This is a genomic window from Bacterioplanoides sp., from assembly GCF_965219715.1.
Taxonomy (GTDB): domain Bacteria; phylum Pseudomonadota; class Gammaproteobacteria; order Pseudomonadales; family Oceanobacteraceae; genus Bacterioplanoides.
Genome location: NZ_OZ244785.1, coordinates 1,482,115 through 1,506,286, shown reverse-complemented (window position 1 = coordinate 1,506,286; position 24,172 = coordinate 1,482,115). Strand labels below are relative to the sequence as shown.

The following is a 24,172-nucleotide window of genomic DNA, read 5'->3' as shown; positions in this document are numbered from 1 at the left end:
GTATCGGGTTATGACTGCCCACGACGGGTCAGTTGTGGCGGTATTATCTGATCCAGCAACTGATTTGCCAATGTCTGCATATTCTCACTGATCTGATCCGGTGCGATCGTTTGTTCGTAATATAAAACCTGCTCCAGCTGGGTCGCCAGTAATTGCAGTTGAGGCTGTTCGCCGTAATGCTCTTCAACCGCGGTCAGCCAATCGTCAAATAGCTGCGACTGACCCCTGGGTACCTGATAAAAGATCATGTGAAGTTGTTGCAGGTAGAATTTCAGCGCTTCGTGAGTGTGCAGGGGGTGATATTGTTTCAGACGCATTATCGCCATAACGCGTTTCAGTCGTGGCAACCAGAATAACCGGCTGAACCAGGCAGCCGATGATAACAATAACAGCGTTAATAATATTGGCCACAGTGACATTGCAGCCAGCTTAAGCCAGGCCAGTAAGCTGATAATTAAAGCAGATAAGGCCAACCAGACCTGACTGATTAAGGCCGTAATACTGAAACCAGCGCCGGAGTTTTGTGGGTCATTCAGGGTGTTATCCAGTTTAACTAACTGGCGTGAATATTCGCTGATTTGTTCTGATGCCGACGGATTATGTTCCGGTCGGGGTAAATTGTAATAGGCGGTGGGTTCAAACGTTACCCAGCGACTGTCGACCCAGGCCTCGACCCAGGCATGACCATCAATGGCACGAATTTCATAATAACCGGTCAGTGGATTTTTGGTGTTTGCACTGAAGCCGGTGACCAGTCGCGCTGGAACACCGACGGTACGCAACATCATCACCATGGCACTGGCAAAGTATTCGCAATGGCCCTCGCGAGTGTCGAATAAAAATTCACTTAATGGGGTACGGCCCTGGGATTCTGTAATAGAAGAAAAGCTGTAACGGTAATTTTCGCGCAAATGGCGTTCAATAATCTGTGCCTTAGTAAAAGGATCATAACTGCCTTTGACCAGCTTGCGGCTTAAGCGTTGTATACGCGGATCAAACCTGTTGGGAACCTGCAGATCTTGCTTGGTCGGCTTCGCAGCATAAGAGGTTGGACGATCGCCGAGATACGCCAGATGCGATTCAACGGCGTAACGGGTGCCGGCGCGCAACGCGCCGGGCAGTAGCGGTTGTCCGAATTGATCAAGCGCAATTGTGGAAGAGGGCAGCCATAAATTCACCGGGTTGGCCGCACTTGGCAGCCACGCCGGTATGGTCTGATCGATATACAATGTGTGCAGGAAATTACCCGGCTTATCGCCCGGTACGGTAATCCGACCCTGCTGATCAGCCGCCAGTTTGGTTGAAATATCTTCATTGGCGGTTTTCCAGCTAAGACCATCGAAGTGATCAAATGAGCGGATTTTCAGGTAGCTGCCATGGCTGGCTCGCATTCGTGCAACAACGGTTTGCAGATCCAGTTTGCCCGAGCGATCCGTGTTACGAATATCAAAGTTTTCGTTAAAACCTTTGTATTCGTAACCTTCGCTGTCTTCATCCAATAAATTGAAATCCGACAGTTCGGTAATTTCTTTCAGATCCTGATACCGAAACTCACGCTCGTCATCCAGATCGCCGGGCTTCAGCTGCTTCTTTGGTTTTTTTGCCGGTTCACTGTCGGCCTGATTCAGCCAACTCTGGTTGTGATAAGCCTGATCGTTATAAAAAGAAGCACTGGTCGATTCCAGACCGCCAATATTTAATGCTTCCAGTCGCGGGATTAATAAATACAGCACAAAGGCAAGCGTCACCACCGCTAGCCCGGACAGGCTTCTTTGCCATAAACCAGGCCCGGTTATTTCGATGTCGTCATTGTTACTGTTTAGATGACTGCTACGGTCAAGCCAGGCTTCGGTTAATGAAAAGCAGGCGAATAAACAATACAACGCCATGACCAACAGATAACTGCCCGATGTCGCTTCCGCAGCACCAGCGAGTAAAAAAACAAAACTGTTGAGCTGAGAAAAATAAAATTGGCGATAGCTGTTCATCTGGGTATTCATCGCCAGATTTGCGATCAGCAACAGCGCTCCGAGTGCGGCTATTAATCCCAGCAGAAAAAACACCGCGGCAAACACCAGCAGGCCGAAAACGGCAATCATGTCCGACAGGTTTTTGTGCTCTTGCGGATGATGGCGCACCTTCCAGCCCATCAACAGGGTCATTAACATCAGTGGTGTACTGACGATTCCCAAAGCAAGGCCAACCGGCAGAGAAAACAGCGCGCTTGTGGCGCCGGTGACAGCAATACCCATTTGCAGACTGAGCCAGAGAAAACTTTGCCGACGCTGAATCATGAATTCCATACCTGTGCCAGATTGGATAAGCGGTGCAGTTCCAGTCGACGGGTGTTCGCTGCGGGCTGCGACCAGCCTTCCGGATAACGTGCCATTGGAATATCAAGGCTGTTTTCGTTGTAAACGATATCGATATGGCCAGCGATATGATCCAGCGATAATGCCTGGCGATTTGTACGCACGGTGATTAACGACGGTTGGCCGCCATGTTGTAGCCCGTATTGCTGGTACTGTTGCTGACCATATTGCTGCAGGGCTTGCGCTACAGCAACGTCGTAATCGAGGTCGCCATCATCACACACCCGGGCAAGGGCAGACAGCTGGTCGTCCAGATCGGAATGGCCACTGGTGTTGTCCAGTACGACGGGTTCTTTGCTGGTAATCACCAGTTTGAAATGCAACTGCTGTTGCTGGGCATACTGCAGCAGCGAAGCGCCAATCTGAAGTGCGTATTCGAAACTGCTGTCGGCACCGTCACCGGCGGCACTGCCTCGCTGGCCATCAATAATCATCAACCAGGAGGGTGTCTGGTAGCTGTGGAACTCACGCATCACCAGCTGTTGCTGGCGGGCCGATGCTGCCCAGTGAACATGTTTGAGTGAATCACCCTGACGATAAGGCCGGACTCCGGCAAACTCGCTGTGAGCATTGCGGCTTAAAACCGAAGCACTGTCTTGCGGTAACGGGTGATCGCTGATTGGCTGATCGAGTTTCTGCACGGCAAAACAGCGCGGATAAATCTCGACCTTACACGGGTCGTTGGCTAAACGGATACGTCGTTGTAAAAAGCCAAATGGCCAGCCGCTGCTGAGCTGACAAGGAGCGAGTTGAAAGACACCACGCTGCGGACAGTCGTAGTTTACTTCCAGTTCACCATCTGGGGGTAGCTGGCTGATAAAGTGCGATTGTGGCTGCTCATCACCGGGGAGTTGTTCCAGCAAGGATAAAAAGAATGCGGGTTTGCGATTGGCAAAGCGATACCGCAGGGTGAGGGTCTGACCTGCACTGGCACGTCCGACTTGCTGACGATGGGGATTCAGGCGGCGTAAGTTCCACCATGGCCCAAGCCAGCTGATAATAATCAATGCCAGCATCAGAGCCACCAGGCCATACAGTAAGGCGATGCCGCGATTCCAGGCAATCAGGAAACACAATAACGACATCAGCCACAAAAAGCGGTGTGGATTGACGTGGGTTTCCAGCCACAGCATCAGCGGCCGCAGTCGCTGTGACAGATCGCTGCTTCGCACCATAATTGTCTGTTGCCTTTAGCTGTAATCGGGCAGCGCGATATCAGCAACCAGCTGATTCCAGAATGCTTGTCGCTGTGATGTCTGTTGCAGGTTGTTATCGCGGAAGATCAGGCGATGACCCAGTACGGGTTCCAGTAGTGCCGGAATCAGATCCGGCGTTACAGCACCTTTACCATTGACTAGTGCGGTTGCCCGGGCGGCACGCATCAGTGCCAGCGAACCGCGTGGACTGGCACCCAGTCTGACCGCAGGGTGTTCGCGGGTAGCGCGTACCAATTGGCTGATGTACTGCATCATGGCCTGGGAGATAACGATTTTCTCGGCCTGTGCCTGCAATGCCAGCAGGCTTTTTTCATTTAAAACGGCGCTGAGTTTATCCAGCGGATGGCCTGAAAGTTGAGCCTGCATTAACCGCAGTTCTTGCTCCTGATCCGGGTAGCCCAGACTCAGACGCATAAAAAACCGGTCCAGCTGCGCTTCCGGCAGCGGGAAAGTGCCCTTGTATTCCACCGGGTTCTGAGTGGCAATCACCATAAAGGGTTTCGGCAGATTGTAGGTTTTGCGATCGGCAGTCACCGTGCCTTCCGCCATGGCTTCCAGCAGGGCTGACTGAGTTCTTGGTGTGGCACGGTTAATTTCATCAGCGAGCAAAATATTGCTGAATACCGGCCCCGGCATAAAGTGGAACTTGTGTTCTTCGCTGTTATAAACGCTGATGCCGGTGATGTCTGAAGGCATCAGATCCGGGGTGCACTGAACCCGTTTCATACGTAATGCCAATGCCTGGCTCAAGGCCCGTGCCAGAGTGGTTTTGCCCAACCCGGGAGCGTCTTCAATCAGCAGGTGACCGCGGCATAGTAAATTAACCAGCACCAGCTGCAGAGTGTCACTGTTGATCTGCACGACGTCTGCCAGGCTGTTTTGCAGTTGTTGCAACAGTGCCAAAACTTTTGCTGATGGTGCCGGAACCGGCTGACTTTGAGCTGCGGCAGTTTTCGGAGCAGATGAGGTTGGCTGCGCAGCGGTCGCAGAAGGCTGAGAAACCGGTGCTGCCGCCGGAGTATCAATGGCAGATTGCTGATCCTGATTGCCGGTTGTGGTTGTCGTTTTGCTTGTTTCAGCGGTTGCTGCGGCGTCGGCATCATTGGCGTAACCACTTTCGCGGTCAGGCAGGTTCAGAATACTTTCATCAAAGTCGTCGAGGTTGGCATTATCCGTGGCCAGGTTGGTATTGTCAGAAGCGTCATCAGCACCACGCGCAGTGCTGTATACAGGGGGTAAATTAGAGGCCATGAGAATTCCCGTGAGATAGAAGCCAGCGCTTCCGAACAGCAGATGATTTAACGCTCAGTATGCCAGCAGTGACATTCTGACCCAAGAGACGAAACCCGCCAGTCCCTGGCGATTAGTCGTGTGTCAGCGTTTCAGCAGGCGTGCGTAGAACATGCAGTCGGCGTCGTCATCCGGCGCACCGACCATGCACTGTTCCAGCAATTCAAACTGTGTGTGCTGCTGTAAAAACTGTTCAATCTGCTGCTCATTTTCACTCAATTGCCAGCTGCAGGTAGCGTAGACCAGCTCGCCCCCCGGGCGCACGGCATCGGCGGCGTGAGTCAGCAGTTGCTGCTGCAGTTGGCACAGTTGCTCGGTGTCTTCGGAGTTAAAACGCCAGCGTGCATCCGGGTTACGACGCCAGGTTCCGGCAGACGTGCAGGGCGCATCAATTAATACCCGGTCAAACCCTTGCTGCTTTTTGATTTCCGCGGGCAGACGCAATGGCGCATTGCCGTCCCAGGCAAAGGTACGGATATTCTGAATCTCAGCGCGTTTGGCGCGACGTTTCAGTTCATCCAGCTTGAAGGTTTTCAGATCCGTAGCGGTCACTGAACCTTTGCCGTTCATCTGTGCGGCCATGGCCAGAGTTTTACCACCGGCGCCAGCACAGGCATCCCAGATTTTCATCCCTGGTGCGGCCTGACAGGCAGCGGCAATTTGCTGGCTGGCCAGGTCTTGAATTTCAACCTGGCCGGCCTGATATTCTTCGCTGCTTTGCAGGGCTTTACCGCCATAAGCCGCTAACAGCGATTCACCATTAATGTGCTTCAGCTGAGCGCCGATGCCCTGGTTCGACAGTGACAGCTGCAAGGCTTCCAGGTCGGCATCTGGCTTGGCACGTAACCACAGCGGTGGGAACGAGGTTTGTTTTTTAACAAAGTTCTGTAGCTGTTTGTTGTTCCAGCCACTTTGTTGTGCACGTTGCTCCAGCAATGGCAGCCATTGTGGTCGGATGCCATGCCATAGCAGCCATAGTGGCGTTAACGGCTGTTCCAGTGCCTGGTGTTGCAAGGCTTCAAATAAACGCTGGCGGTAGCTGGTATCGCGCAGTTCGGTTGACGACTTCTTATAGGAAGACAGCCAATCGGCCTGGGTGCGCAGCCCCAACCAATACCACATGGCTTCCGGGTTGAGCTGATCAAGTTGTTGCTCTTGCCATTGCTGATCCCAATCCAGCCAGTCGATCTCATGTTCCTGGCGGTATTGTGCTTCCAGTGCGGCGGCCAGTTGCTGGAAGCGTGCTGCGGTCATCATCGCAGCATTCTGTAGCCAGACACTGCGGCTGGTAATTTTATTTGACGGGCGACGCTGGCGTGCCGTGCTGTGATATTTGCTGAGCCAGCGATCCAGTGGCTGTGGTGTGTCCTGCTGAGCTTCGCGCCATTGTTGCCACAACTGCACCAGCTCGTCATGGTGAATCTCGCTGATATTTTGCTGCTGTTGGCCGCCTCTGTACTGGGTTTTGCCCGATCTGTTCGTCGTTCCTCGGGTGTTGGAGCGTTTGGAGGAGGAAGGGCGGCGTTGTGGTTTGGGCATAGCAGGGAATCCGGGTGTAAAAGTGGCGGCAGTTTAACAAAACGGTCGCGGATATTCGCCTGTTTCAGTCGCCTGTCAGTAAACTTTCATGCTTGACAGTTAATGGTCTTGAGAGTAAGTTTTCAGTCTGGAAAACTTATATCTGGAGACGGTATGCCGCGCCCGAGTATGAAACAGCAACGCACTGAAGAAATTCTTCAGGCTTTTGCCCGTTGTGTGGCGCGTTATGGTCTGGACGGCTCGACGCTGGAGCGCATCGCCGAAGAAGCGGGGATGTTGCGGCCACTGGTGCGTCATTTTGTTGGTAACCGTGAAGAGCTGGAACAACAGCTGGCCCAGCGGGCGATTCAGTTATCGCAACAGAGCTGGCAGGAATTTCTGCAATATATGGAAGGTGTCGATGTTGTTGATGGTGTCGAGTATCTGCTGCAGGGATTGTTCGCGGAATCCGGTGACGACTCTGAACAGTTACAGGTGACAGAAGCACTGGTGCTGGCATCGCGCAGTCGTCCCTGGTTGCAACAGCTGATGGGTCGTTGGCTGACGGATTTTGAAATGGATATTCGCCAGTTATTGAGCAAAGAATATCCGCAGCAGCCGGACAGTGCGATCAAAGCTGTATCGTTTGGCTTGATATCGCTTTATCTGAATCTGGATTCCATCGTGCCGTTAAATCAGGCGGAAAATTACCGGGAGTCGGCGATGGAAGCGGCCACCCGGTTATTAACCAGTCTTGAGGTAGTTAACGCCTGATGGCCATTAACTCGCCGTTGTCAGCAGCATCTTCCTGGCGTCATCGAATACGGTGGGCTTTGCTGATGCTGGTGTTTACAGCACTGGTGAGTTATCTGGGGTATTTATTGTTTTTGCGTGCTGATACACATCCGCTTTCAGCGCAAGTCGTGTATCAGTTATCTGAGGAGAAACCGCAACCGGCGGCGGTGAACCATATTGCCGGAATTACACAAACTCTGGATTTAACCGGAGATATTGACGCTCAATTAACGAATGGCTGGAAGTTATTTGAGTATTACCCTTTGGCGGCGGATTTAAATGCCCGTCGACCGAGCCAGATTTATCTGGTTTACCATAATTATCATAAATTCCAGCAACGTGTGGATGTGACGTTTGGTTATCCGGTGCAACGCCCGGTGGAATCAGCCGATTACATTCAGACCATTACTTTGAATAAGCAAGGTTATATTCGTTTGGAGGATAGCTATGTGTTATCCACCTGTAAAAATGCACGGACTTTGCCAGTAACACTGGCATACGACCGTGACTTCGAAATATACCAGCTGAACCGTTCCCATAAAGTCAGGGCGAAAACCGCCTATATATCTGTTAAACAGGGTTAATTGCCAACGCTGTTGCAGATGAAACGTTATATTTACTGAGTGCGGTAGGTGACTTCGTGCTCGTGAAATAGATCGAGGACAACAGATGGACAGCCAAAGTAAAACCAACCGCTTTCTGATGCAGGCAACGCTTGGAGCTGATGCCGAATTACAACAACAGGTCGCCCGTCAGGGAATATCAGACTGGCTTGAGCAGCAGCTGAATATGGCACCACTTGCCAGCGACCTGTTTCAGAACAGCACCGAAAATATCTGGCACTACTTCCGCACCCGGCTGAAAAATGAATACGGCGAACAAGCCATTAACGGTGAAGGAAATAATCCGGCCTTACCGTATAAATGGTATTTTCATATGGCCTGGTGGCAACATGCGCTGAGTGATAATAACGATTATCTGCGCCAGCGAGTTGCTCAGGCACTCAGTGAAATTCTGGTGATTTCGGATAATTCAGTGCTCGAGCTCGATGCTGTTGGCATGGGCAGCTACTACGATTTATTGTATCGCCATGCTTTTGGTTCCTATGCCGATTTGCTGCAGGACGTATCCATGCACCCCTGCATGGGCGTTTATCTTTCCCATATGAATAACCGCAAAGCCAATCCGGCAGAAGATATTCACCCGGACGAAAACTACGCGCGGGAAATCATGCAGTTGTTTTCAATCGGTCTGTACGAATTAAACAGTGATGGCCGTCGTAAAAAGGACAAACAGGGACGTGATATTCCCACCTATGACAATCGCGATATCAAACAACTGGCGCGAGTATTTACCGGATTAAAAGCGCACAGTTACCAGTATGAATGGCGCACCAGTTTCTGGCAGCCGGAATACAACGGCTATCAGGTTGGCTTTAATGACGGCATTGATAAAACCTACAAAACCGTGCCATTTGTGAATATGACTCAGGCGATGAAAGTGGATGAGAGCTATCACGATCGTGGCAGTAAAACTTTACTGAAAGGTCATATTAAATTGGCAGCCGGTCGCAGTGGTGAGCAGGAAATAGCAGCCGTAGTTAAACGCCTGGTAGCGCACCCATCAACTGCGCCATTTATTGCCCGCCATCTGATTAATCAGCTGGTAACCTCTAATCCATCGCCGGAATATATCAAAGCCGTTGCCAAACAATTTGGTCCGGAGGGAAATCTGAAAAAAGCCGTACGGGAAATTCTGACATTCCCGTTAAAGAACACGGTTGCGGTTAAACGTTTCTCATCAGCGCGTAAAGAAGATAATACGCTGGTGCAATCGCAGAAAATGAAATCGCCATTAATGCGAGTCACTCAATTAATGCGCGCGTTTAAGGTAAGCAATAACTCGGGTAAAAAATGGTTATGTGGTGACGACATTCAGGCGATGTTAACCATGCATCCGTTATCCGCTCCCACCGTATTTAACTTCTACAAGCCGGACTTTGTGCCCCATGGGGCACTGGCCGACGCCAATCTGGTTGCGCCTGAGTTCGAATTACACACATCCGCGACGTCCATTGCCTATGTCAATCTGATGTATTACTGGTTCTTTGGTAATTACTGGCCGGCGGTTTCTACTGTGATCAATCAAACTGCGGGCATACATAATGTGCCGGAGCTGGACCCTGAGGTGTTAAAGAATTATCGCAATGACAAGTTGAAGGGCGATTTCAGGCGTTACATCGCCATGGCGGAAGAGGTTTCACAGCAAGATGAAATGATCGATGAGTTGGCGCTGTTGTTGACGGGCAGATCACAACCGGCGCTGAAACAACGTATTCAGAACGCCATACGCTTGTATCGGAATAAACCCGAGTGGGTCGTTCAAACCAGTGTGTTTATGTTGGCAATTTCGCCAGAGTTTGTGATTCAGGAGGCATAAAATGGAAAAGTTACTTACCACAAATAAGCTCAGTCGACGTGATTTTATCCAGAACAGTGCAACCGCAGCCTTAGGAGCTGGCTTGTTAGCCGGGACCGCACCGGTATTCTCTGCTCCGGATTTAACCAACGCAAAAGCCTCCCTGGCGATCAAGCCACAACAAAAGGCACTGGTATTTATTATGCTCGATGGCGGGAACGACAGCTTTAATATGTTGGTGCCAACATCGTCGTCCGATTATCGTGATTACCGCAACAGCCGGTCCAATCTGGCATTGAATAAAAACCAGCTATTGCCGCTGGGCAATTATCAGGATGACCAGGGGCGGAAGTTTGCACTGCATGAAAGTATGCCGGAAGTTCAGAAGTTATTTGCCCGCAAGAAGTTGGCTTTTATGGCGAACATCGCACCGATGATTGAGCAGGTTAAAAAAGCTGATTTTTATTCCGGCGCAGCACGCTTACCGGTTGGCCTTTTATCGCATTCGGATCAGTTTAAACACTGGCAGACTTCGCGCCCGGGAGAACGATTAAATCAGGGCTGGTTCGGTTATTTTGCTGACAGCCTGCAGGCCAATCGTAAGCTGGCCGATATTCCGATGAATGTCTCCTTGTCCGGCAGCAATATTATGCAGAATGGGGTGCAGTCTTCGTCGTATGTGATTAATGAGCAGGGCAGTGTTGGCCTGGTGGTTAATGAAGAAAAAAATGCACTGAATACCACGCTCGAGAACAGTTTCGAAAATCTGCTGAATGCGGATTATCCCGGCGATCCGTTTAAACAGGCGTATTTATCCTCAACTCGTCAGGCCCAGGCACAACATGAAGTCTTTCGTGATGCCGTGGCAGATATCCGTGTTCCTGGCCATTTTTCCGATACTCCGCTGTCACAGCAGTTAAAAATGGTGGCGCAAACAATCAAAGCGGCAGATCGATTGAAGACACCGCAGCAAACCTTTTTTATTCGTTACATCGGCTGGGATCACCATGATGAATTGCTGAATAATCACAGTCGTATGTTACGGGTTGTCAGTCAGGCGCTGGCAGAATTTCAGCAGGCGCTGTCGCAGCTGGAAATTGCCGAGCGGGTCGTAACCTTTACCGGTTCGGATTTCGGCCGGACGTTAACCTCCAATGGTAACGGCACGGACCATGGCTGGGGGGGCAACACGCTGGTGATGGGCGAAGCGGTGAACGGCGGGCAGATTTTCGGGCAATATCCATCACTGAAACTGGGTGAGAAAAATCCGCTTGATGTCGGTGACGGTGTGATAATTCCCACTACTCCAACGGATCAGCTGTATGCCGAGCTGGCATTGTGGTTTGGTGTCGACGAAAAAGCGTTGCCAGAGCTATTCCCGAATTTACCGAACTTTTATAGCAATGGAAAATTCCGCTCTATGGGAATTGTATCGGCTTGAGGAATTTGCCATGAAAGCGTATTTGATCAAGGCTTCAGCTAACAGCAACTTCAAACGTTACAAGCAATATATGGGCGCGCCGCCACAGAGTATTTTCTCTGTAGCGGCGGTTACCCCGGATTGGGTTGATTTACACCTACTGGATGAGACTTCCCAGGCACCGGCGTCACTCGATTTTCGCGGTGATTTGGTGGCTGTATTTGCGTCAACACCGGATGTGCTTCGCGCTTACCAGCTGGCCGATTATTTTCGCCAGCAGAACATTACGGTGGTGATCGGAGGGCTACACGCCAGCTTTATGCCCGAAGAAGCGCGGCAACATGCAGACGCTGTGATGATTGGGGAAGCCGAGTATGTGTGGCCGCAGTTATTACAGGATTTTCGTGACGGTGCACTAAAACCTGTATATCAGAGCCAGCAGCCAACATCGATGCTGGCCATGAAACCGTACCCGTATGGTGATATCGATTTATCACCTTACGATGGTGTTGGTTCTGTCATGGTATCGCGTGGCTGCAAATTCAAATGTGATTTTTGCACCGTAAATCAGTTTTTCAGGGTTTACACCAGCGACCGGTGGCTGATGTTGTCGATGAAATCCGCGGTTCTGGCGTGAAGTATCTGGAGCTGCACGCGGATAATCTGATCGCCGATCGTGACTATGCGATGGAATTATTTACCGCGTTAAAGCCGTTGAATATTCGCTGGGTGGCCGAGGCAACTCTGAATATCGCTGATCATGATGATCTTCTTCATACAGCAGCGGAAAGTGGATTATTTTATTTGCTGGTGGGGCTGGAAACGTCGTCGCAAGCGGCACTGAAAGCCAGCGGTAAAGGTTTCGTCCGACTCGATCGGGCAAAAGAACACATCGCTAAATTACATGAATATAATATTGCCGTGGATTCGGCCATGATTTTTGGTTTTGATCAGCACGATGCCGATATCTTTCAGCACAGTCTCGATTTTGTTGAGCAGGTCGAGCTCGATGTCTGTCATGGCGTTATTCTTACACCATTTCCCGGAACTCAGTTATTCAATCGGCTGGATCGGGAAGGACGTATTCTTACGCGTGATTGGTCGAAATACGATTGCGATCATGTTGTGTTTCAGCCGAAACAGATGAGCGCTGAAACCCTGATGCAGGGAGCACGATGGTTTTATCAGGAATACCACAGCCTGATGCGCAGCAGCAAACGGCAGTTTGTGAAGGCCCGGAATCTTGGCTGGTTTAACTCCCTGTATTTCTGAATTTTGCGTCCTGCCATCAGCGGTTGGTCGCAAGACAATAAATCACCAGCTGGTTATACTGGCAGGCGATTTATTTTAATGCGACTTATTCGGTAGTAATGAGTCGAGCGGAAACAGGGGCAGTATCAATGGATAGCGAATTCTGGCACGAGCGCTGGGAAAATAATCAGATTGGCTTTCACCTCAATGAGGTCAATAAAGTTTTGCTGAAGTACTGGCCCGCGATGCAGCTTGAACAAGGGCAGCGAGTGTTTGTGCCATTGTGTGGCAAAACACTGGATATTATCTGGTTGTTGCAACAGGGCGTGGAAGTGGTGGGTGTTGAGCTCAGCGAAATTGCGCTGGACGAGTTGGCGGCAGATATCCGTGATCAGTTGCAGCTTACCATTGAAAAAGATAAGCGCGGCGATAAGATTTTTTATCAGGCTGACAAGCTGACACTGATCAGTGGTGATTTTTTCGCATTATCTTCGCAGGACATCGGCCCGGTCGACTGGATTTATGATCGTGCGTCGCTGGTGGCTTTGCCGCAAGAAATGCGTCAGCAATACAGTCAGCATTTACGTTTGATCAGCGATCATGCACCGCAGTTTTTAGTTACGCTGAATTACGACCAGAGCGAAATGGCAGGACCGCCATTTTCTGTGGCAGAACAGGAAGTGGTGAGTCTTTATCAGGACAGCTATCAAATCGCCTTGCAGGAAAGCCGCGAGATTATCGACCAGGAACCTAAGTTCAAACAGCGCGGCGTCAGTTCATTTAAACAGGATGTGTATTTCTTACGCTGAGTCTTCATTGTGCAGCGTCACCGATAACACCTGAATCTGTTCCGGCACAGGGTAGTGCCAGCTGATATTCAGATCCCAGAAGCGCACACCATAACGCCGTTGCGGGTCCGGTTTCTGGTAAGCGGGTTTCGGGTTTTGTGCCAGACATTGTTCGACCAGAGCAACCACTTCCTGCTGCAATCTCGTACTGTGTTGCTGTGCTGCCTGATATGCAGAATCATCCCAGCTAACGGCTATTTTATCGGGTGCCTCACTGGCAATCTGATTGTAGGACGAGTCAATAATATCCGCGTAAGGAACGTAGGGTTTGATATCGAGAATGGGCGTACCATCTAACAGATCAATACCACTGACCCATAATTGATGGCCGTCGACTTTTTCCAGTTTAACCACCGATTGTCCCAAACTGTTTGGTCGGTGGGTGGCACGGCTGGCAAAGACCCCGATTTTTTCATTGCCGCCCAGGCGTGGTGGGCGAACTCTCAGGTGAGGTTTGTTATTGGCTTTCGGCAGCGCCTGATGAAACTGAAAAATCAACCAGATATGGCTGACCTGCTCAAGTCCGGCAAAGGCTTCAGGCTGGTCGTATGGCGGTATTAATTCGATGCAGGCTTTTGCTGCGGGAGCCAGAGCAGGCTGACGTGGAATAGCAAATTTCTCAGCAAACGGAGTGTGAGCAATCGCAATGGTGTCCAGCTCTATCGCCATCTTTTACGCCTTTACTGATTCAACAAAAAAAGAGCCGGGATTTTAACCCCGGCTCGTGATTGTGACGAGTGGTAACCGCTGTATACATCAAAACAAATCGATATCGGTTTCCTCGGCGGTGCTGCCGGTTTCAAATTTGAGTTTTTCATCGGTGAGCTGGTCCACCAGCTGAATCAGGCCTGCACTGTGTTGCTCAAGGTTGGTAAATGCATTCTGAACTTTATCATGCAGTTTGATGTTTTTACGCCAGTCCTGTTTTTCAATCATGGCCAGTACGCTGTGCATCTCTTCATGAACTGATGCGTGTTTTGGCGCAATCTCTGCGTAGGTTGGTAAATGACTGAAGAACTGATGGCCAATTCCGGATTCATACCACTGGCCAAAGCGACAATGGTGATGATCAATTTCAACTGCGCGCCAGGCTTCTGACTGCGGACCTTTTTCCATCGCCTGGTAACCATTCTGAACATAGATCATATGGTCGACTTTGATCAGAGAAGCAAAGCTGACGATCTGAGAATAATTAACCCGCTCGTAAGTTTGCTGTGCGATCTGCGCCAGCTCCATAAAGGATTTCTCAAAATCCTGAGTTGCCTGACGGGCAGTGTTGGTTAATTCCACCATGTCTCCGGCATGGCGCGCCATGCTGTTACTGGAATTGGTGAATTCTGAAATCATAGAGCCGATATCTGCCGTAGCCTTCTGGGTATTTTCGGCCAGTGAACGAACTTCATCAGCAACCACGGCAAAGCCGCGTCCTGCTTCTCCCGCCCTGGCAGCTTCAATCGCTGCGTTCAGCGCTAGTAAATTAGTTTGTTCGGCTATGCCATCAATCAGTTTCAGAACGTCGGTAATTTTGTCCGTGTGTTGCTGCAGGCCGTTAGCGGTGGTGTGAATGACATCGCTCATTTCACCCTGTTTCTGCAGGTTGTTACTGACCAGATTAATTTCCTGTAACGCGTCGGTTGATAATGAAACACCACGGCGGGAAATGGTTTCAACTTCCTGCATTTCGTTGGCAACTTTTCCCAGGTCATCCTGGTTTCGTTTCAGGTTATTTAACAGGCTTTCGGTTTTTACCCGGCCAATGTTGGCTTCTAGTTCCTGGCAGTGCGACAGGAAATAAGCATGCTCCATGGATGAAAAGGCTTCGGATATTTTGTCCAGCGACGTTTTGAAATCTCCCTTCATTCCCTGGCTTAACGGACGGCGATAAAAACGTTCTTTACTGGCTTCTTTAAAAGATGACTCCACTTCGCGGATATAGGTTTCGACCTGATCCATAAAGGTATTGAGCGCTTCACTCATCGGCGTCAGCAACATACCTTTGGGTAATCTTGTCAGGCGATTTTGCAGATTGCCGTTACCAGCCAGCATTAACACTTCTTCAATCTGGCGCTGGCCACGTTTCAGGTAACTGTTTTGTGCGGTTCTTAAAAATGCCACACCAACTAACATCACAAATGAGGTGATTGCTGCCGCCATCGAGCCGTTACTGATGGTCAGAATAATGATACTGACGGCCCAGGCGCCAATACCCATGATGTTCATTTTTCGCGGATCAGAGCGATAAAGCGAATTCAGCATAAGTCGCGAACTCCTTGTTTATGGCCTGCCACAGAATGGCGGATGACATAGCGATTTGTTGCTCTTTACCGTACTGAGCTTCGGTTTCAATCATTTTCCGATACAGCGGTTCCAGTGTGGCAATGGCATTTTCAGATGGGCAGCGGCGAGCGGATAAAAAGCCAACATGACGACCGTTATCGTAAATCGGGGCAACGCTGGCAAATGCCCAGTAGAAGCCACCATCTTTACGACAGTTTTTGATATAGCCAAAGAACTCCTGTTCCTGCTTCAGGTGTTCCCACATCAGATAGAAAATGGCGCGTGGCATATCCGGATGGCGCACAATGTTTTGTGGCTGGCCCAGCAATTCGTTTTCGTCATAGCCGGAATACTTACAGAACGCTTCATTGGCGTAGGTGATCATACTGTTCGTATCCGTTTTCGATACGATCAGATCGTTACAATCTACCTTCATTTCAGTTGCACTGAGTACGCCGGGGACGGCTGAATCAGGGGGGATGGCCAGCATGTTTATCGATACCTTATCTGAAATATCTTGTGCGGTAATACAAAATACTCAGTTGAGTATAGATAAAGATTTTATGATTGCTGCTTTATACGACTAAATGCCGATAGCGATGTCAGCAAAAAAGCCCATAAGAATGAAAGGTTTATGGGCTTTAAGGAAATTTGCTGAAGGGTCTGGTTTTGAGTGCAGAGGTTATTCAGCGCCAGCGACAAACTCAGAATAAAGTATGGCAGTCTCTTCCGGAATCTCGACCATAGGCAGGTGGCCAATGCCTTCGTAGATTTTTACCTGAGCGTGCGGAATTTTTTGTTTAAAGACTTCAACCGCTGACACGTCCAGTACGCGATCTTCGTCACCCCAGATAATTAACGTCGGCATGGTAACGGCTTCACTCAGGCGAGCTTCAAAGCCAGTGTCTTCCAGCTGTTTACGGGTGGCCATCATGTCTTCAAAAATATCTTCATTCAGCTGCTGGCGAGCCAGAGTTTTGCGCATCAGAGCGGGGCGCAGTGGCCATGGCAGTGGTGGTGCCTTCGACATCACAAAGTCCATGCGGAATTCAAAGCTGGCTTCATCGGTGGCAATCAGAGGATTTTTTCCCTCCGCCAGCGCTGCCATGTATTCGCTCTGATTCGGAGCATCCACTCCGGCGGCGTCAATCAGCGTCAGACTGCTGACCTGTTGAGGATATAACGAAGCGTAGATAGCACTGATGGCACCGCCCATGGAGTTACCGGCAATGTGGAATTTGCTGATGTTAAGGTTCGCCATTAATTGATTGAGACGTTCGGCCTGGCGAATCAGGTTGTAGTCTTCACCCTTGGGTGCCGGAGTATCACCGTGACCTGCCAGATCGGGCACAATCAGGCGGTAGTTTTCCGGCAGTTCGGCGGCGAACTGAATCCAGGTGTCTTTGTTGGCAGAAAAGCCGTGTAACAACAGCATCACCGGGCCTTCACCCTGGCGCTCCAGGTAGGTCATATTAACGTCGTCCAGCTGGCTGGTTTTTATTTCCAGGCTGGCCGCGTCACGCCCCATTTCCACGACGGTCTGCAGCAGGCTGTCCTGCTGGCTGGTACTGCAGGCCGCCAATGTCAGAATTAGGCCTGCGGCGCTGATAAGTTTGCCGAATCGCATCTGAATATCTCTTTATGGTTGTTATGTATCCTGCGGCGGAGCGCTGTGTGGTTGCGTGCTCTGTTGCAGCAACTGCACAAGTTCCCCGGCTGCTTCCAGTGCTGCCGCAATCGCTTGTTCATCCAATAAATGCTGTGGACGATAGAGCAGCAGGATGCCATTACTCCATTCAATGTGAAGGTGGGGATGTGCCAAAAGCCACCGACGAACCTCTGGCGTTAACAGCAGGTTGGCTTTTTCCGGGCGCTCGCTGAATACCTGCCACTTGCTGATTTCCGGGTGGAGCTGACCTGCCTGCAAACGCGTCAGGGTTTCAATCTCGGGTCCGGTAAAGGCATCACCACGTAACCAGGATTTTTGCTGAATTCGTAATTTGCCGTAGGGCAGCGGGCAATGAATCAGAATCAGTGTCTGGTTTGCTGTGCCATCGTTGCCGACCAGGCTGTAGTCGAACAGATTTAATGGCAAGCGCTGGCTGTTATTGGTCAGCTCACCTTCAATTAAATGGCGGAAGTTCCGGAACTGACCAATTTCGATAATATGAAAATGAGCATCGCGCATCTCGCTGCTGAGTGCTGCAAACGGGCGGTAGTTGAGGCCAAGCTGATCAGCGCATTGGCGTAACTGCTTAGTGCGGCTGTCTTTATCGATCAGCAGCAACAGAAACAGCGAAACAAAGATCATTAAAAGCACAATTAGACTTAAAACCACTGTCATAACAACTGTTTGCCCTAATAAAAAACGCTATTATCCGTGGTCTGTTGTGATGCTACAAATCCGATTACGGGGAAATTCTGTGACTGTTAATACAATGCCATCAGACGCTGTTTTATTTGAAGAACTTGCCAGTGGCTCAGACTATAAAATTGCGCTGATGACGCTGAATGTTCCTGAAGCCATGAATGCGGTTGATCTGGATATGGTGAACCTGATTGATGAACAGATTGAGCATTGGAACCAGGACAATAGTATTGCTGCGATCATCATGCGTGGCGCTGGAGAAAAAGCGTTTTGTGCCGGTGGCGATATCCGCAAGTTGTACGACAGCATGACCCACAGCGATGAGAGTCAGCGGTTACAATATGCCGATGCCTTTTTTGCCGGTGAATACGCTAAAAATTATCGCCTGCATCAGATTACCAAGCCGTTAATTGCCTGGGGACACGGTTTTGTGATGGGTGGTGGATTAGGCTTGTTTATAGCCGCTAATCACAGAGTTGGCAGTGAATGCCTTAAGCTGGCGTGGCCGGAAGTACGGATTGGTTTATACCCGGATGTGGCTGCCAGTTATTATCTGTCGCGCTTACCCTATCCGGCTGGTCACTGGATGGGTCTCAGTGGCAGTCATATGAATACCACTGACAGCAAAAAACTGAAACTGATTCAATATGCGATCAGTCACGAGCGCTGGCAAACCATGCTGGATGCGCTGCTAGAACAGAACTGGAGCGATAACCGCGCGGTAAATCATCAGCAGGTGCGTGCGGTTCTTAATCAACTGGATGGCGACAGTTCAGAAGCCATGCCAGCCAGTCAGTTAGATGAGATCAGCACGGATTTAGAATATTTATTTTCCACCCCTGAACTGGAAGACATTGCTGCGCGAATGAAGCAGCATAAGACCAAGAATAAATGGTTGAAACAAGGGCTGGATAATTTCAAAAAAGCCTGCCCGGCAACCGCCCATCTGATTATGCAGCAGATTGAGCAGGGGGCGCAGATGAGTCTTAAAGAAGTGGTGAGCTGGGAGTTGACTCTGGCCTATCAGGCTGTGCGTCATCCGGATTTTTCTGAAGGGGTTCGTGCGATGGTAATTGATAAAGACTACAAGCCAAAATGGCAACATAAAACGGTTAAAGATGTTCCGTTTGAGTGGCTCAGGCAATTAACAACCAATCCCTGGAGTGAAGGAAATCATCCGTATTCTGAGCTGTAAACACTGCTGAGAAGCAGGCCTTGGGCCTGCTCCGGAATCGGTTAAACGATCAATATAGGTTAAACAATAAATAAAGTATTCAGGCGCTGGCAGCTTTGGTTTGCCAGGCCATCATACGTTTCTGAATTTCTTCTGTGGTTACCCCCATCCGCTCCAGCACTTTGCAATCCTGCCAGTCTTTTTTCTGCTCTGATAAAAAGAAGTAAGCGCTGGCCACCAGGTCGGTAAGGTCGGCGCTGTCTTTACCGTTATGATCCATATTCAGGTAATTGTGTGGTACGGAACACAATGACGGTGGGAACTGCCAGTCATCCAATAACTGTTCGGCCAGTTGTGCCTGGTGCTCATCCAGTAGTTGCTGAATTTGCGCGGATGTCAGGGGGATGGAATCCTGATTATCCAGCCAGCGTAAAATGGGTAAGGCACCAATTTTGTGTAATAAACCCGCCAGGTAGGCACTGCCTGGATTAATGTTGTAATCCTTCGCCATAACCATACATAAGCTGGCCAGTCGTGAAGATTGCTCCCAGGTTTTTTCGATTAACCCGGATATGTTTTTGTGGCGTGCGCGAAATAACTGCTTCAGTGCCAGACTGATGGCCAGCTGGCTGCAATAACTCACACCAAATAAACCAATCGCTGTTTTCAGATCCGTGATATCTACTTTGCTGCCAACCAGTGGGCTGTTAGCAATACGAACCAGGTGTGCAGCAATGGCCGGGTCCTGTTCTATCAGGTTGGTCAGCGACTCGGTTGTCAGGGAGTCGTCCTGGCTTGCTTTGAGAATTTTCTGCGCCATCGACGGCAGGGTTGGAAGCGTCAGCTCTCCTGATTCAACCTGCTGTAAAATTTCGCGCATAATGGCCTGAGGGGTTAAATCCTGGGTCATGGTTGTTTGGTCCCTTGTTATCCGGCAATGGCCGCCTGGGTGGCATCAACTTCTTCACTTAATGCTTCCCACTGGGTGACTTCTTCGTCGGCATCCAGGCCAAGGCGTTTGAATGAACCCAGAGAGCTGCGATCAATGCTGCCTAGGCGGTGATCGGTGTCGGCATAGCTCTGGAAGGTTGCGACCTGAACCAGGTCGACATAGCTGACCTCGGTGCTGTCGTAACTCTGATCGAGGTAGTGCTTCGGAACTGAAACAATTTCGGCGGGAAACTCCCAGCTGCGCAGGATATAACTGCCTAATGCCGGGTGTAAGCGTTCGATGACTTTATCCAGTGAGATACTGTCGGCCAACAGATTTTCATGGTTTTCGGCATACGCCAGAATCGGCAGGATACCAATCTGATGAATCAGACCCGCAAGCATCGCCTGGTCTGGTTTCAGGCGCGTGTAATGGCGGGCCAATACCTGAGCCGTGGCGGCAATCTCCATCGCCCGTGACCAGCAAGCGCGCATCCGCTTATCGATCATATCGTGGGTGGCCTGAAACATTTGTTCCATTGCCAGGCCAATGGCCAGATTGGAAGTGAAATCGATACCGAGGCGGGATACCGCTGTCACCAGGTCGTCCACCGGCATACTGGAACGCAACAATGGGCTGTTGGTAACTTTGATGACCCGGGCACTTAACGCTGGATCACGGGCAATGATTTCACATAAATCATCAATGGTGGCGTTGGGGTCTTCGGCGACTTCCCTTACTTTCAGGGCAATTTCCGGCAGGGTTGGTAATACGAGTTCATCGTTCTTAATCTGAGCGACGATGTCGTCTTTAACCTGCTTGGCCAGATCTGTGGTCATTTGGGCGTCTCTCTGCAACGAACGACGCCCGGATTCAGGTCAGGCGTCGGTGGTGTTTTCCTGCTCTTGAGTATAGGAGAGCTTTTCGATACTGAGCGGAATTTCCGAACTTTCTGTTACCAGTAGTACCTGTTCCAGCCCTTCAGTGATGGTTAACAAAGCCAGCCCCTGATTGTCAGACCAGCTGCACAGTTCACCAATTGAGCGGCCTTCTGCGGTTTTTAGTTCACTCAGAATGGCCAACGGTTGTGACTCCTGAGTGCTGATCCGATACAGCGCTTTTTTCGCTTTGCCCAGGTACTGCAGCCGCGCAACAATCTCCTGACCGGTATAACAGCCTTTACTGAAACTAACGCCGCCTTGCAGCTGCCAGTCGATGTTTTGCGGAATCCAATGTTCACGTGTGTTGGTGTCGACCCAGATAGTGGCTAGGTTGATATCAAACAGCTGCCAGTGTTTCGAGTCGCACAGTGCCTCGCTGGTTAGCTTTTGCTCGGCATTATCATTGATGAGCCAGTACTCTTTGCGGCCATCGTGATAGGACAGTTCGGCTCCCTGTTCTGACCAGCTCAGAGAGCGTTGGCTGATGATAGCCTCACTGTCGAGTTGCTCAGCAGCAGGCTGCTGTGCCGGAATTAAAGCAACAATTTTGTGGCTAGCAGAAAGGTCGGTCAGCTGTGCTTTAAAAAACACCGCGTATTTCTTCAAGTGCTGAATCAGGGCGTCAACCTGAGCCGTTGGCAGGCGTAGCCAGTAACCATCGGCCGGGTCCCGGACAATGACGAAATTCGCAACCATACGTCCTTTCGCCGTGCAGCAAGCACCCAGACTCCATTGATCAGCAGCTAACTTAGCCACATCACAGGTCAGCTGGCCCTGAAGGAAGCGTTCGCTGTCGGGTCCTTCGATACGCAACAAAGAAAACTGCGCTAACCAGCTGTGGGCAGGAAGTTGTTGATCACTGCTGTTTTCAGCAACAAAACAGCCTGATTGCAGTGCTGTATCGAAAATCTGTGACATGGCAAAAATGGTTTCAGTTAAAAAGCAGCAGTTTACTCCATCTTCGCCGCGGGCATAACGCCAAAAAGGGTATGGCTTTATTAGGCCATTGCAGTGGTATAATGCCGCAACTGTAAGAGGAGTATCCTGTGACCGATCAAACCAGCCCTGAAGCTATTGAAAACAAACGCACCGCCTGGCACAGCCGTCGTGGCATGCTGGAACTGGATGTTTTGTTATTACCTTTCGCTGAAGAAGCTTTCCCTGGCCTGAGCCGTGAAGATAAAGATCGTTATCTGGCGTTGCTCGACCGTGAAGACCCAGACCTGTTTACCTGGTTTATGGAACACAAAACTCCGGAAGATCCGGAAATGGAAAAAATCGTTCTGATGGTTCGCGAGCATTCGCGCACTCGTGCACGCTGAGTGGCAGGTTAAATCATCGAAGCAACAGCAGCGCCGGGATGTACTGGCGCTGTTGCTGTTAACGGCCGTCGTGGCGATGAGCTCGCCCGCTACGGCTGTGCTGACAGGATTGCTGGCGACTGTTTTTGTTGTCTGGCAAATCCATCGTGGCAGGCATCAACTTAACTGGCGCCTTGGCTATCAAATGCTGGATAACCAGTACAGCTGGTGGATTGAAAAATCCGGCCAGCGCGAAGCAGTTTCCTGGCAAGCAGGATCTGTCCGGCGAGCAGATGTGATTATTCTGTGTTGGTCATTCTGGCCCTGGAATCGCCTGATTCTACGGCGAGACAGTTTCGCCAGTGAGGACGAATTCAGGCAGTTGAAAGCAGCGCTTTATGGCAGCCTCTAGCCTCACATAACACCTGACTGAGTTTATAACTCACCCAGCTCGTTCAGATATTTCGGCGTCAGCACGGTATCAAATGCACGTGGCAGTGGTTCCGGATAGTCGCGACTGTAATGCAATCCACGGCTTTCTTTCCGTAACAGCGCCGAGCGGATAATGACATCGGCCACGTCCACCAGGTTACGCAATTCCAGCAAGTCGTTACTGATATGGTGGCTGCTGTAAAACTCCTGAATTTCCTGACGCAGCAGCTTCACCCGATGTTTAGCCCGTAACAAGCGTTTTGTGGTGCGGACAATGCCCACGTAGTCCCACATAAAACGACGCAACTCATCCCAGTTATGGGAAATAACCACCGCTTCATCGGAGTCGGTTACCTGGCTCGAATCCCATACCGGGGCCGCAGGCACCTCGCTGTTCAGATCGATATTGGCACTGATGTGTTGTGCCGCCGAGCGGGCATACACCAGGCATTCGAGCAGAGAATTACTGGCCAGGCGATTGGCACCGTGCAGACCGGTAGAGGCGACTTCGCCAACGGCATACAGGTCGGGAATATCGGTTCTGCCAAAGTTGTCGGTGACTACGCCACCACAGGTGTAATGCGCGGCAGGAACCACCGGAATCGGATCTTTGGTGATATCGATGCCTAATTGCAGGCAGCGTTCGTGAATCGTCGGAAAATGCTCTTTGATAAAATCAGCCGGTTTGTGGCTGATGTCGAGAAACAGACAATCGGCGCCCAGACGCTTCATTTCATGGTCGATGGCGCGGGCAACGATATCGCGTGGAGCCAGTTCTTTTCGCTCATCAAAGTGTTGCATAAAAGGCTGACCATCCGGCAGCAATAAGCGGCCACCTTCACCACGAACCGCTTCGGTAATCAGAAACGATTTAGCCTGAGGGTGGTACAAGCAGGTCGGATGGAATTGGTTAAATTCCATATTGGCCACCCTACAACCGGCGCGAAACGCCATAGCGATACCATCACCGGAAGCGCCATCGGGGTTGCTGGTGTACAGATAAGCTTTGCTCGCTCCGCCAGTTGCTAACACCACGGCGTGGGCTGAGATGGTGTCGACCTCGCCGTTCTGGTTATTGAGGAAATACGCACCGATACAGCCCTGGCCCTCGAGCCCGAGCTTCTCACGAGTGATCAGATCAATGGCAATGTAGTTATGCAACAGCGTCAGGTTGGCTTTTTCTTCTGCTCGTTTTAATAACGTGTCAGAAATGGCATGGCCGGTGGCGTCGGCTGCGTGGATAATGCGACGGGCACTGTGGCCACCCTCGCGGGTCAGATGAAACTTGTCGCCGTCCTGTGTAAATGGCACACCAATGTCGATCAGCCACTGAATCGCTTCAGTCGAGTTCTCCACCGTAAACTGCACGCTGGGCTCGTGGCACAGGCCAGCGCCTGCCACAAGCGTGTCATTCACATGGGCTTCAACACTGTCTTCTTCGTCCAGTACCGCGGCAACGCCACCTTGCGCCCAGCGGGTTGAGCCAGCGTCCAGGCGGTCTTTGCTGATCACCGCAACCTGCATATGGTCTGGCAAAGAAAGGGCTAAGGTCAGGCCAGCAGCGCCGCTGCCGATGATGACCACATCGTAAGACAGTGATTGAGTCATGTATCAGATTC

At 50.6% G+C, this 24,172-nt stretch carries 23 protein-coding genes; 10 read left to right on the top strand and 13 right to left on the bottom strand.

The window, feature by feature from the left end; genetic code table 11:
- Positions 1 to 8: 8 nt before the first annotated feature.
- The 4 genes from ACOQOZ_RS07395 to ACOQOZ_RS07380 all read right to left on the bottom strand — a co-directional run bounded on the left by ACOQOZ_RS07395 (position 9) and on the right by ACOQOZ_RS07380 (position 6,418).
- Positions 9 to 2,303 carry a transglutaminaseTgpA domain-containing protein gene (locus tag ACOQOZ_RS07395; RefSeq protein ID WP_420591635.1) on the bottom strand — a complete coding sequence of 765 codons (2,295 nt, stop codon included), beginning with the start codon at positions 2,301 to 2,303 and terminating at the stop codon, positions 9 to 11.
- Positions 2,291 to 3,547: a DUF58 domain-containing protein gene (locus tag ACOQOZ_RS07390; protein ID WP_420591634.1), complete on the bottom strand. Its 1,257-nt coding sequence runs from the start codon at positions 3,545 to 3,547 to the stop codon at positions 2,291 to 2,293. Before ACOQOZ_RS07390 ends, ACOQOZ_RS07395 begins: the two co-directional genes overlap by 13 nt.
- A 15-nt stretch (positions 3,548 to 3,562) precedes the next feature.
- Positions 3,563 to 4,840 carry an AAA family ATPase gene (locus tag ACOQOZ_RS07385; protein ID WP_420591633.1) on the bottom strand — a complete coding sequence of 426 codons (1,278 nt, stop codon included), beginning with the start codon at positions 4,838 to 4,840 and terminating at the stop codon, positions 3,563 to 3,565.
- Between the two features lie 123 nt (positions 4,841 to 4,963).
- Positions 4,964 to 6,418 (bottom strand): RsmB/NOP family class I SAM-dependent RNA methyltransferase, encoded by a 1,455-nt coding sequence (locus ACOQOZ_RS07380; protein WP_420591632.1) that lies wholly within the window; start codon positions 6,416 to 6,418, stop codon positions 4,964 to 4,966.
- Positions 6,419 to 6,571: 153 nt separating this feature from the next.
- Between ACOQOZ_RS07380 and ACOQOZ_RS07375 the strand changes: the two genes are divergently transcribed.
- The 7 genes from ACOQOZ_RS07375 to tmpT all read left to right on the top strand — a co-directional run bounded on the left by ACOQOZ_RS07375 (position 6,572) and on the right by tmpT (position 13,090).
- Positions 6,572 to 7,171, top strand: a complete 600-nt coding sequence (locus ACOQOZ_RS07375; RefSeq protein ID WP_420591631.1) for a TetR/AcrR family transcriptional regulator — start codon at positions 6,572 to 6,574, stop codon at positions 7,169 to 7,171.
- Between the two features lie 65 nt (positions 7,172 to 7,236).
- A complete protein-coding gene (locus ACOQOZ_RS07370; protein ID WP_420591630.1) occupies positions 7,237 to 7,776 on the top strand; it encodes a hypothetical protein in 540 nt (179 codons plus the stop codon).
- Positions 7,777 to 7,861: 85 nt separating this feature from the next.
- Positions 7,862 to 9,631, top strand: a complete 1,770-nt coding sequence (locus ACOQOZ_RS07365; RefSeq protein ID WP_420591629.1) for a DUF1800 domain-containing protein — start codon at positions 7,862 to 7,864, stop codon at positions 9,629 to 9,631.
- A gap of 1 nt (position 9,632) precedes the next feature.
- Positions 9,633 to 11,051, top strand: a complete 1,419-nt coding sequence (locus ACOQOZ_RS07360; protein WP_420591628.1) for a DUF1501 domain-containing protein — start codon at positions 9,633 to 9,635, stop codon at positions 11,049 to 11,051.
- Between the two features lie 10 nt (positions 11,052 to 11,061).
- A complete protein-coding gene (locus ACOQOZ_RS07355; RefSeq protein WP_420591627.1) occupies positions 11,062 to 11,667 on the top strand; it encodes a B12-binding domain-containing radical SAM protein in 606 nt (201 codons plus the stop codon).
- Positions 11,628 to 12,302 (top strand): B12-binding domain-containing radical SAM protein, encoded by a 675-nt coding sequence (locus ACOQOZ_RS07350; RefSeq protein WP_420591626.1) that lies wholly within the window; start codon positions 11,628 to 11,630, stop codon positions 12,300 to 12,302. Before ACOQOZ_RS07355 ends, ACOQOZ_RS07350 begins: the two co-directional genes overlap by 40 nt.
- Positions 12,303 to 12,430: 128 nt before the next feature.
- Positions 12,431 to 13,090 carry a thiopurine S-methyltransferase gene (gene tmpT, locus ACOQOZ_RS07345; protein ID WP_420591625.1) on the top strand — a complete coding sequence of 220 codons (660 nt, stop codon included), beginning with the start codon at positions 12,431 to 12,433 and terminating at the stop codon, positions 13,088 to 13,090.
- Here the strand turns inward: tmpT and tsaA are convergent.
- From tsaA to ACOQOZ_RS07320, 5 genes are all read right to left on the bottom strand, one after another.
- Positions 13,082 to 13,798 (bottom strand): tRNA (N6-threonylcarbamoyladenosine(37)-N6)-methyltransferase TrmO, encoded by a 717-nt coding sequence (tsaA, locus tag ACOQOZ_RS07340; RefSeq protein ID WP_420591624.1) that lies wholly within the window; start codon positions 13,796 to 13,798, stop codon positions 13,082 to 13,084. The genes tmpT and tsaA overlap by 9 nt on opposite strands.
- An 87-nt stretch (positions 13,799 to 13,885) precedes the next feature.
- Positions 13,886 to 15,385: a methyl-accepting chemotaxis protein gene (locus ACOQOZ_RS07335; protein ID WP_420591623.1), complete on the bottom strand. Its 1,500-nt coding sequence runs from the start codon at positions 15,383 to 15,385 to the stop codon at positions 13,886 to 13,888.
- Positions 15,360 to 15,896 (bottom strand): PAS domain-containing protein, encoded by a 537-nt coding sequence (locus tag ACOQOZ_RS07330; protein WP_420591622.1) that lies wholly within the window; start codon positions 15,894 to 15,896, stop codon positions 15,360 to 15,362. The genes ACOQOZ_RS07335 and ACOQOZ_RS07330 overlap by 26 nt, the downstream gene beginning before the upstream one ends.
- 192 nt (positions 15,897 to 16,088) lie before the next feature.
- Positions 16,089 to 17,033, bottom strand: coding sequence for an alpha/beta fold hydrolase (locus ACOQOZ_RS07325; RefSeq protein WP_420591621.1), 945 nt, complete (start codon positions 17,031 to 17,033; stop codon positions 16,089 to 16,091).
- 21 nt (positions 17,034 to 17,054) lie between these two features.
- A complete protein-coding gene (locus ACOQOZ_RS07320; protein WP_420591620.1) occupies positions 17,055 to 17,717 on the bottom strand; it encodes a hypothetical protein in 663 nt (220 codons plus the stop codon).
- A 112-nt stretch (positions 17,718 to 17,829) separates the two neighbouring features.
- Here ACOQOZ_RS07320 and ACOQOZ_RS07315 point away from each other — a divergent pair, with 112 nt between their 5' ends.
- Positions 17,830 to 18,969 (top strand): enoyl-CoA hydratase/isomerase family protein, encoded by a 1,140-nt coding sequence (locus ACOQOZ_RS07315; protein ID WP_420591619.1) that lies wholly within the window; start codon positions 17,830 to 17,832, stop codon positions 18,967 to 18,969.
- 79 nt (positions 18,970 to 19,048) lie between these two features.
- On the opposite strand, the gene ACOQOZ_RS07310 is transcribed toward ACOQOZ_RS07315, so the two are convergent.
- From ACOQOZ_RS07310 to ACOQOZ_RS07300, 3 genes are read right to left on the bottom strand one after another with little or no spacing between them, the layout of a single operon-like run.
- The gene (locus tag ACOQOZ_RS07310; RefSeq protein WP_420591618.1) at positions 19,049 to 19,858 is read right to left on the bottom strand and encodes an HDOD domain-containing protein; all 810 of its coding nucleotides are present in this window, start codon (positions 19,856 to 19,858) and stop codon (positions 19,049 to 19,051) included.
- Positions 19,859 to 19,875: 17 nt separating this feature from the next.
- The gene (locus tag ACOQOZ_RS07305) at positions 19,876 to 20,718 is read right to left on the bottom strand and encodes an HDOD domain-containing protein (protein WP_420591617.1); all 843 of its coding nucleotides are present in this window, start codon (positions 20,716 to 20,718) and stop codon (positions 19,876 to 19,878) included.
- Between the two features lie 39 nt (positions 20,719 to 20,757).
- Positions 20,758 to 21,738: a YgfZ/GcvT domain-containing protein gene (locus ACOQOZ_RS07300; RefSeq protein WP_420591616.1), complete on the bottom strand. Its 981-nt coding sequence runs from the start codon at positions 21,736 to 21,738 to the stop codon at positions 20,758 to 20,760.
- A gap of 128 nt (positions 21,739 to 21,866) precedes the next feature.
- Between ACOQOZ_RS07300 and ACOQOZ_RS07295 the strand changes: the two genes are divergently transcribed.
- Positions 21,867 to 22,142, top strand: a complete 276-nt coding sequence (locus tag ACOQOZ_RS07295; RefSeq protein ID WP_420591615.1) for a succinate dehydrogenase assembly factor 2 — start codon at positions 21,867 to 21,869, stop codon at positions 22,140 to 22,142.
- A complete protein-coding gene (locus ACOQOZ_RS07290) occupies positions 22,132 to 22,533 on the top strand; it encodes a hypothetical protein (RefSeq protein ID WP_420591614.1) in 402 nt (133 codons plus the stop codon). The genes ACOQOZ_RS07295 and ACOQOZ_RS07290 overlap by 11 nt, the downstream gene beginning before the upstream one ends.
- Positions 22,534 to 22,556: 23 nt before the next feature.
- Here the strand turns inward: ACOQOZ_RS07290 and nadB are convergent, their stop codons facing one another.
- Complete coding sequence (gene nadB / locus ACOQOZ_RS07285; RefSeq protein WP_420591613.1) at positions 22,557 to 24,161, bottom strand: L-aspartate oxidase; 1,605 nt, start codon at positions 24,159 to 24,161, stop codon at positions 22,557 to 22,559.
- Between the last annotated feature and the right edge of the window lie 11 nt (positions 24,162 to 24,172).

Bases quoted from the DNA above. Each gene is read 5' to 3' on its own strand.
- ACOQOZ_RS07395 (WP_420591635.1), bottom strand. From the start codon at position 2,303: ATGGAATTCATGATTCAGCGTCGGCAAAGTTTTCTCTGGCTCAGTCTG.
- ACOQOZ_RS07390 (WP_420591634.1), bottom strand. From the start codon at position 3,547: ATGGTGCGAAGCAGCGATCTGTCACAGCGACTGCGGCCGCTGATGCTG.
- ACOQOZ_RS07385 (WP_420591633.1), bottom strand. From the start codon at position 4,840: ATGGCCTCTAATTTACCCCCTGTATACAGCACTGCGCGTGGTGCTGAT.
- ACOQOZ_RS07380 (WP_420591632.1), bottom strand. From the start codon at position 6,418: ATGCCCAAACCACAACGCCGCCCTTCCTCCTCCAAACGCTCCAACACC.
- ACOQOZ_RS07375 (WP_420591631.1), top strand. From the start codon at position 6,572: ATGCCGCGCCCGAGTATGAAACAGCAACGCACTGAAGAAATTCTTCAG.
- ACOQOZ_RS07370 (WP_420591630.1), top strand. From the start codon at position 7,237: ATGCTGGTGTTTACAGCACTGGTGAGTTATCTGGGGTATTTATTGTTT.
- ACOQOZ_RS07365 (WP_420591629.1), top strand. From the start codon at position 7,862: ATGGACAGCCAAAGTAAAACCAACCGCTTTCTGATGCAGGCAACGCTT.
- ACOQOZ_RS07360 (WP_420591628.1), top strand. From the start codon at position 9,633: ATGGAAAAGTTACTTACCACAAATAAGCTCAGTCGACGTGATTTTATC.
- ACOQOZ_RS07355 (WP_420591627.1), top strand. From the start codon at position 11,062: ATGAAAGCGTATTTGATCAAGGCTTCAGCTAACAGCAACTTCAAACGT.
- tmpT (WP_420591625.1), top strand. From the start codon at position 12,431: ATGGATAGCGAATTCTGGCACGAGCGCTGGGAAAATAATCAGATTGGC.
- tsaA (WP_420591624.1), bottom strand. From the start codon at position 13,798: ATGGCGATAGAGCTGGACACCATTGCGATTGCTCACACTCCGTTTGCT.
- ACOQOZ_RS07335 (WP_420591623.1), bottom strand. From the start codon at position 15,385: ATGCTGAATTCGCTTTATCGCTCTGATCCGCGAAAAATGAACATCATG.
- ACOQOZ_RS07330 (WP_420591622.1), bottom strand. From the start codon at position 15,896: ATGCTGGCCATCCCCCCTGATTCAGCCGTCCCCGGCGTACTCAGTGCA.
- ACOQOZ_RS07325 (WP_420591621.1), bottom strand. From the start codon at position 17,033: ATGCGATTCGGCAAACTTATCAGCGCCGCAGGCCTAATTCTGACATTG.
- ACOQOZ_RS07320 (WP_420591620.1), bottom strand. From the start codon at position 17,717: ATGATCTTTGTTTCGCTGTTTCTGTTGCTGCTGATCGATAAAGACAGC.
- ACOQOZ_RS07310 (WP_420591618.1), bottom strand. From the start codon at position 19,858: ATGACCCAGGATTTAACCCCTCAGGCCATTATGCGCGAAATTTTACAG.
- ACOQOZ_RS07305 (WP_420591617.1), bottom strand. From the start codon at position 20,718: ATGACCACAGATCTGGCCAAGCAGGTTAAAGACGACATCGTCGCTCAG.
- ACOQOZ_RS07300 (WP_420591616.1), bottom strand. From the start codon at position 21,738: ATGTCACAGATTTTCGATACAGCACTGCAATCAGGCTGTTTTGTTGCT.
- nadB (WP_420591613.1), bottom strand. From the start codon at position 24,161: ATGACTCAATCACTGTCTTACGATGTGGTCATCATCGGCAGCGGCGCT.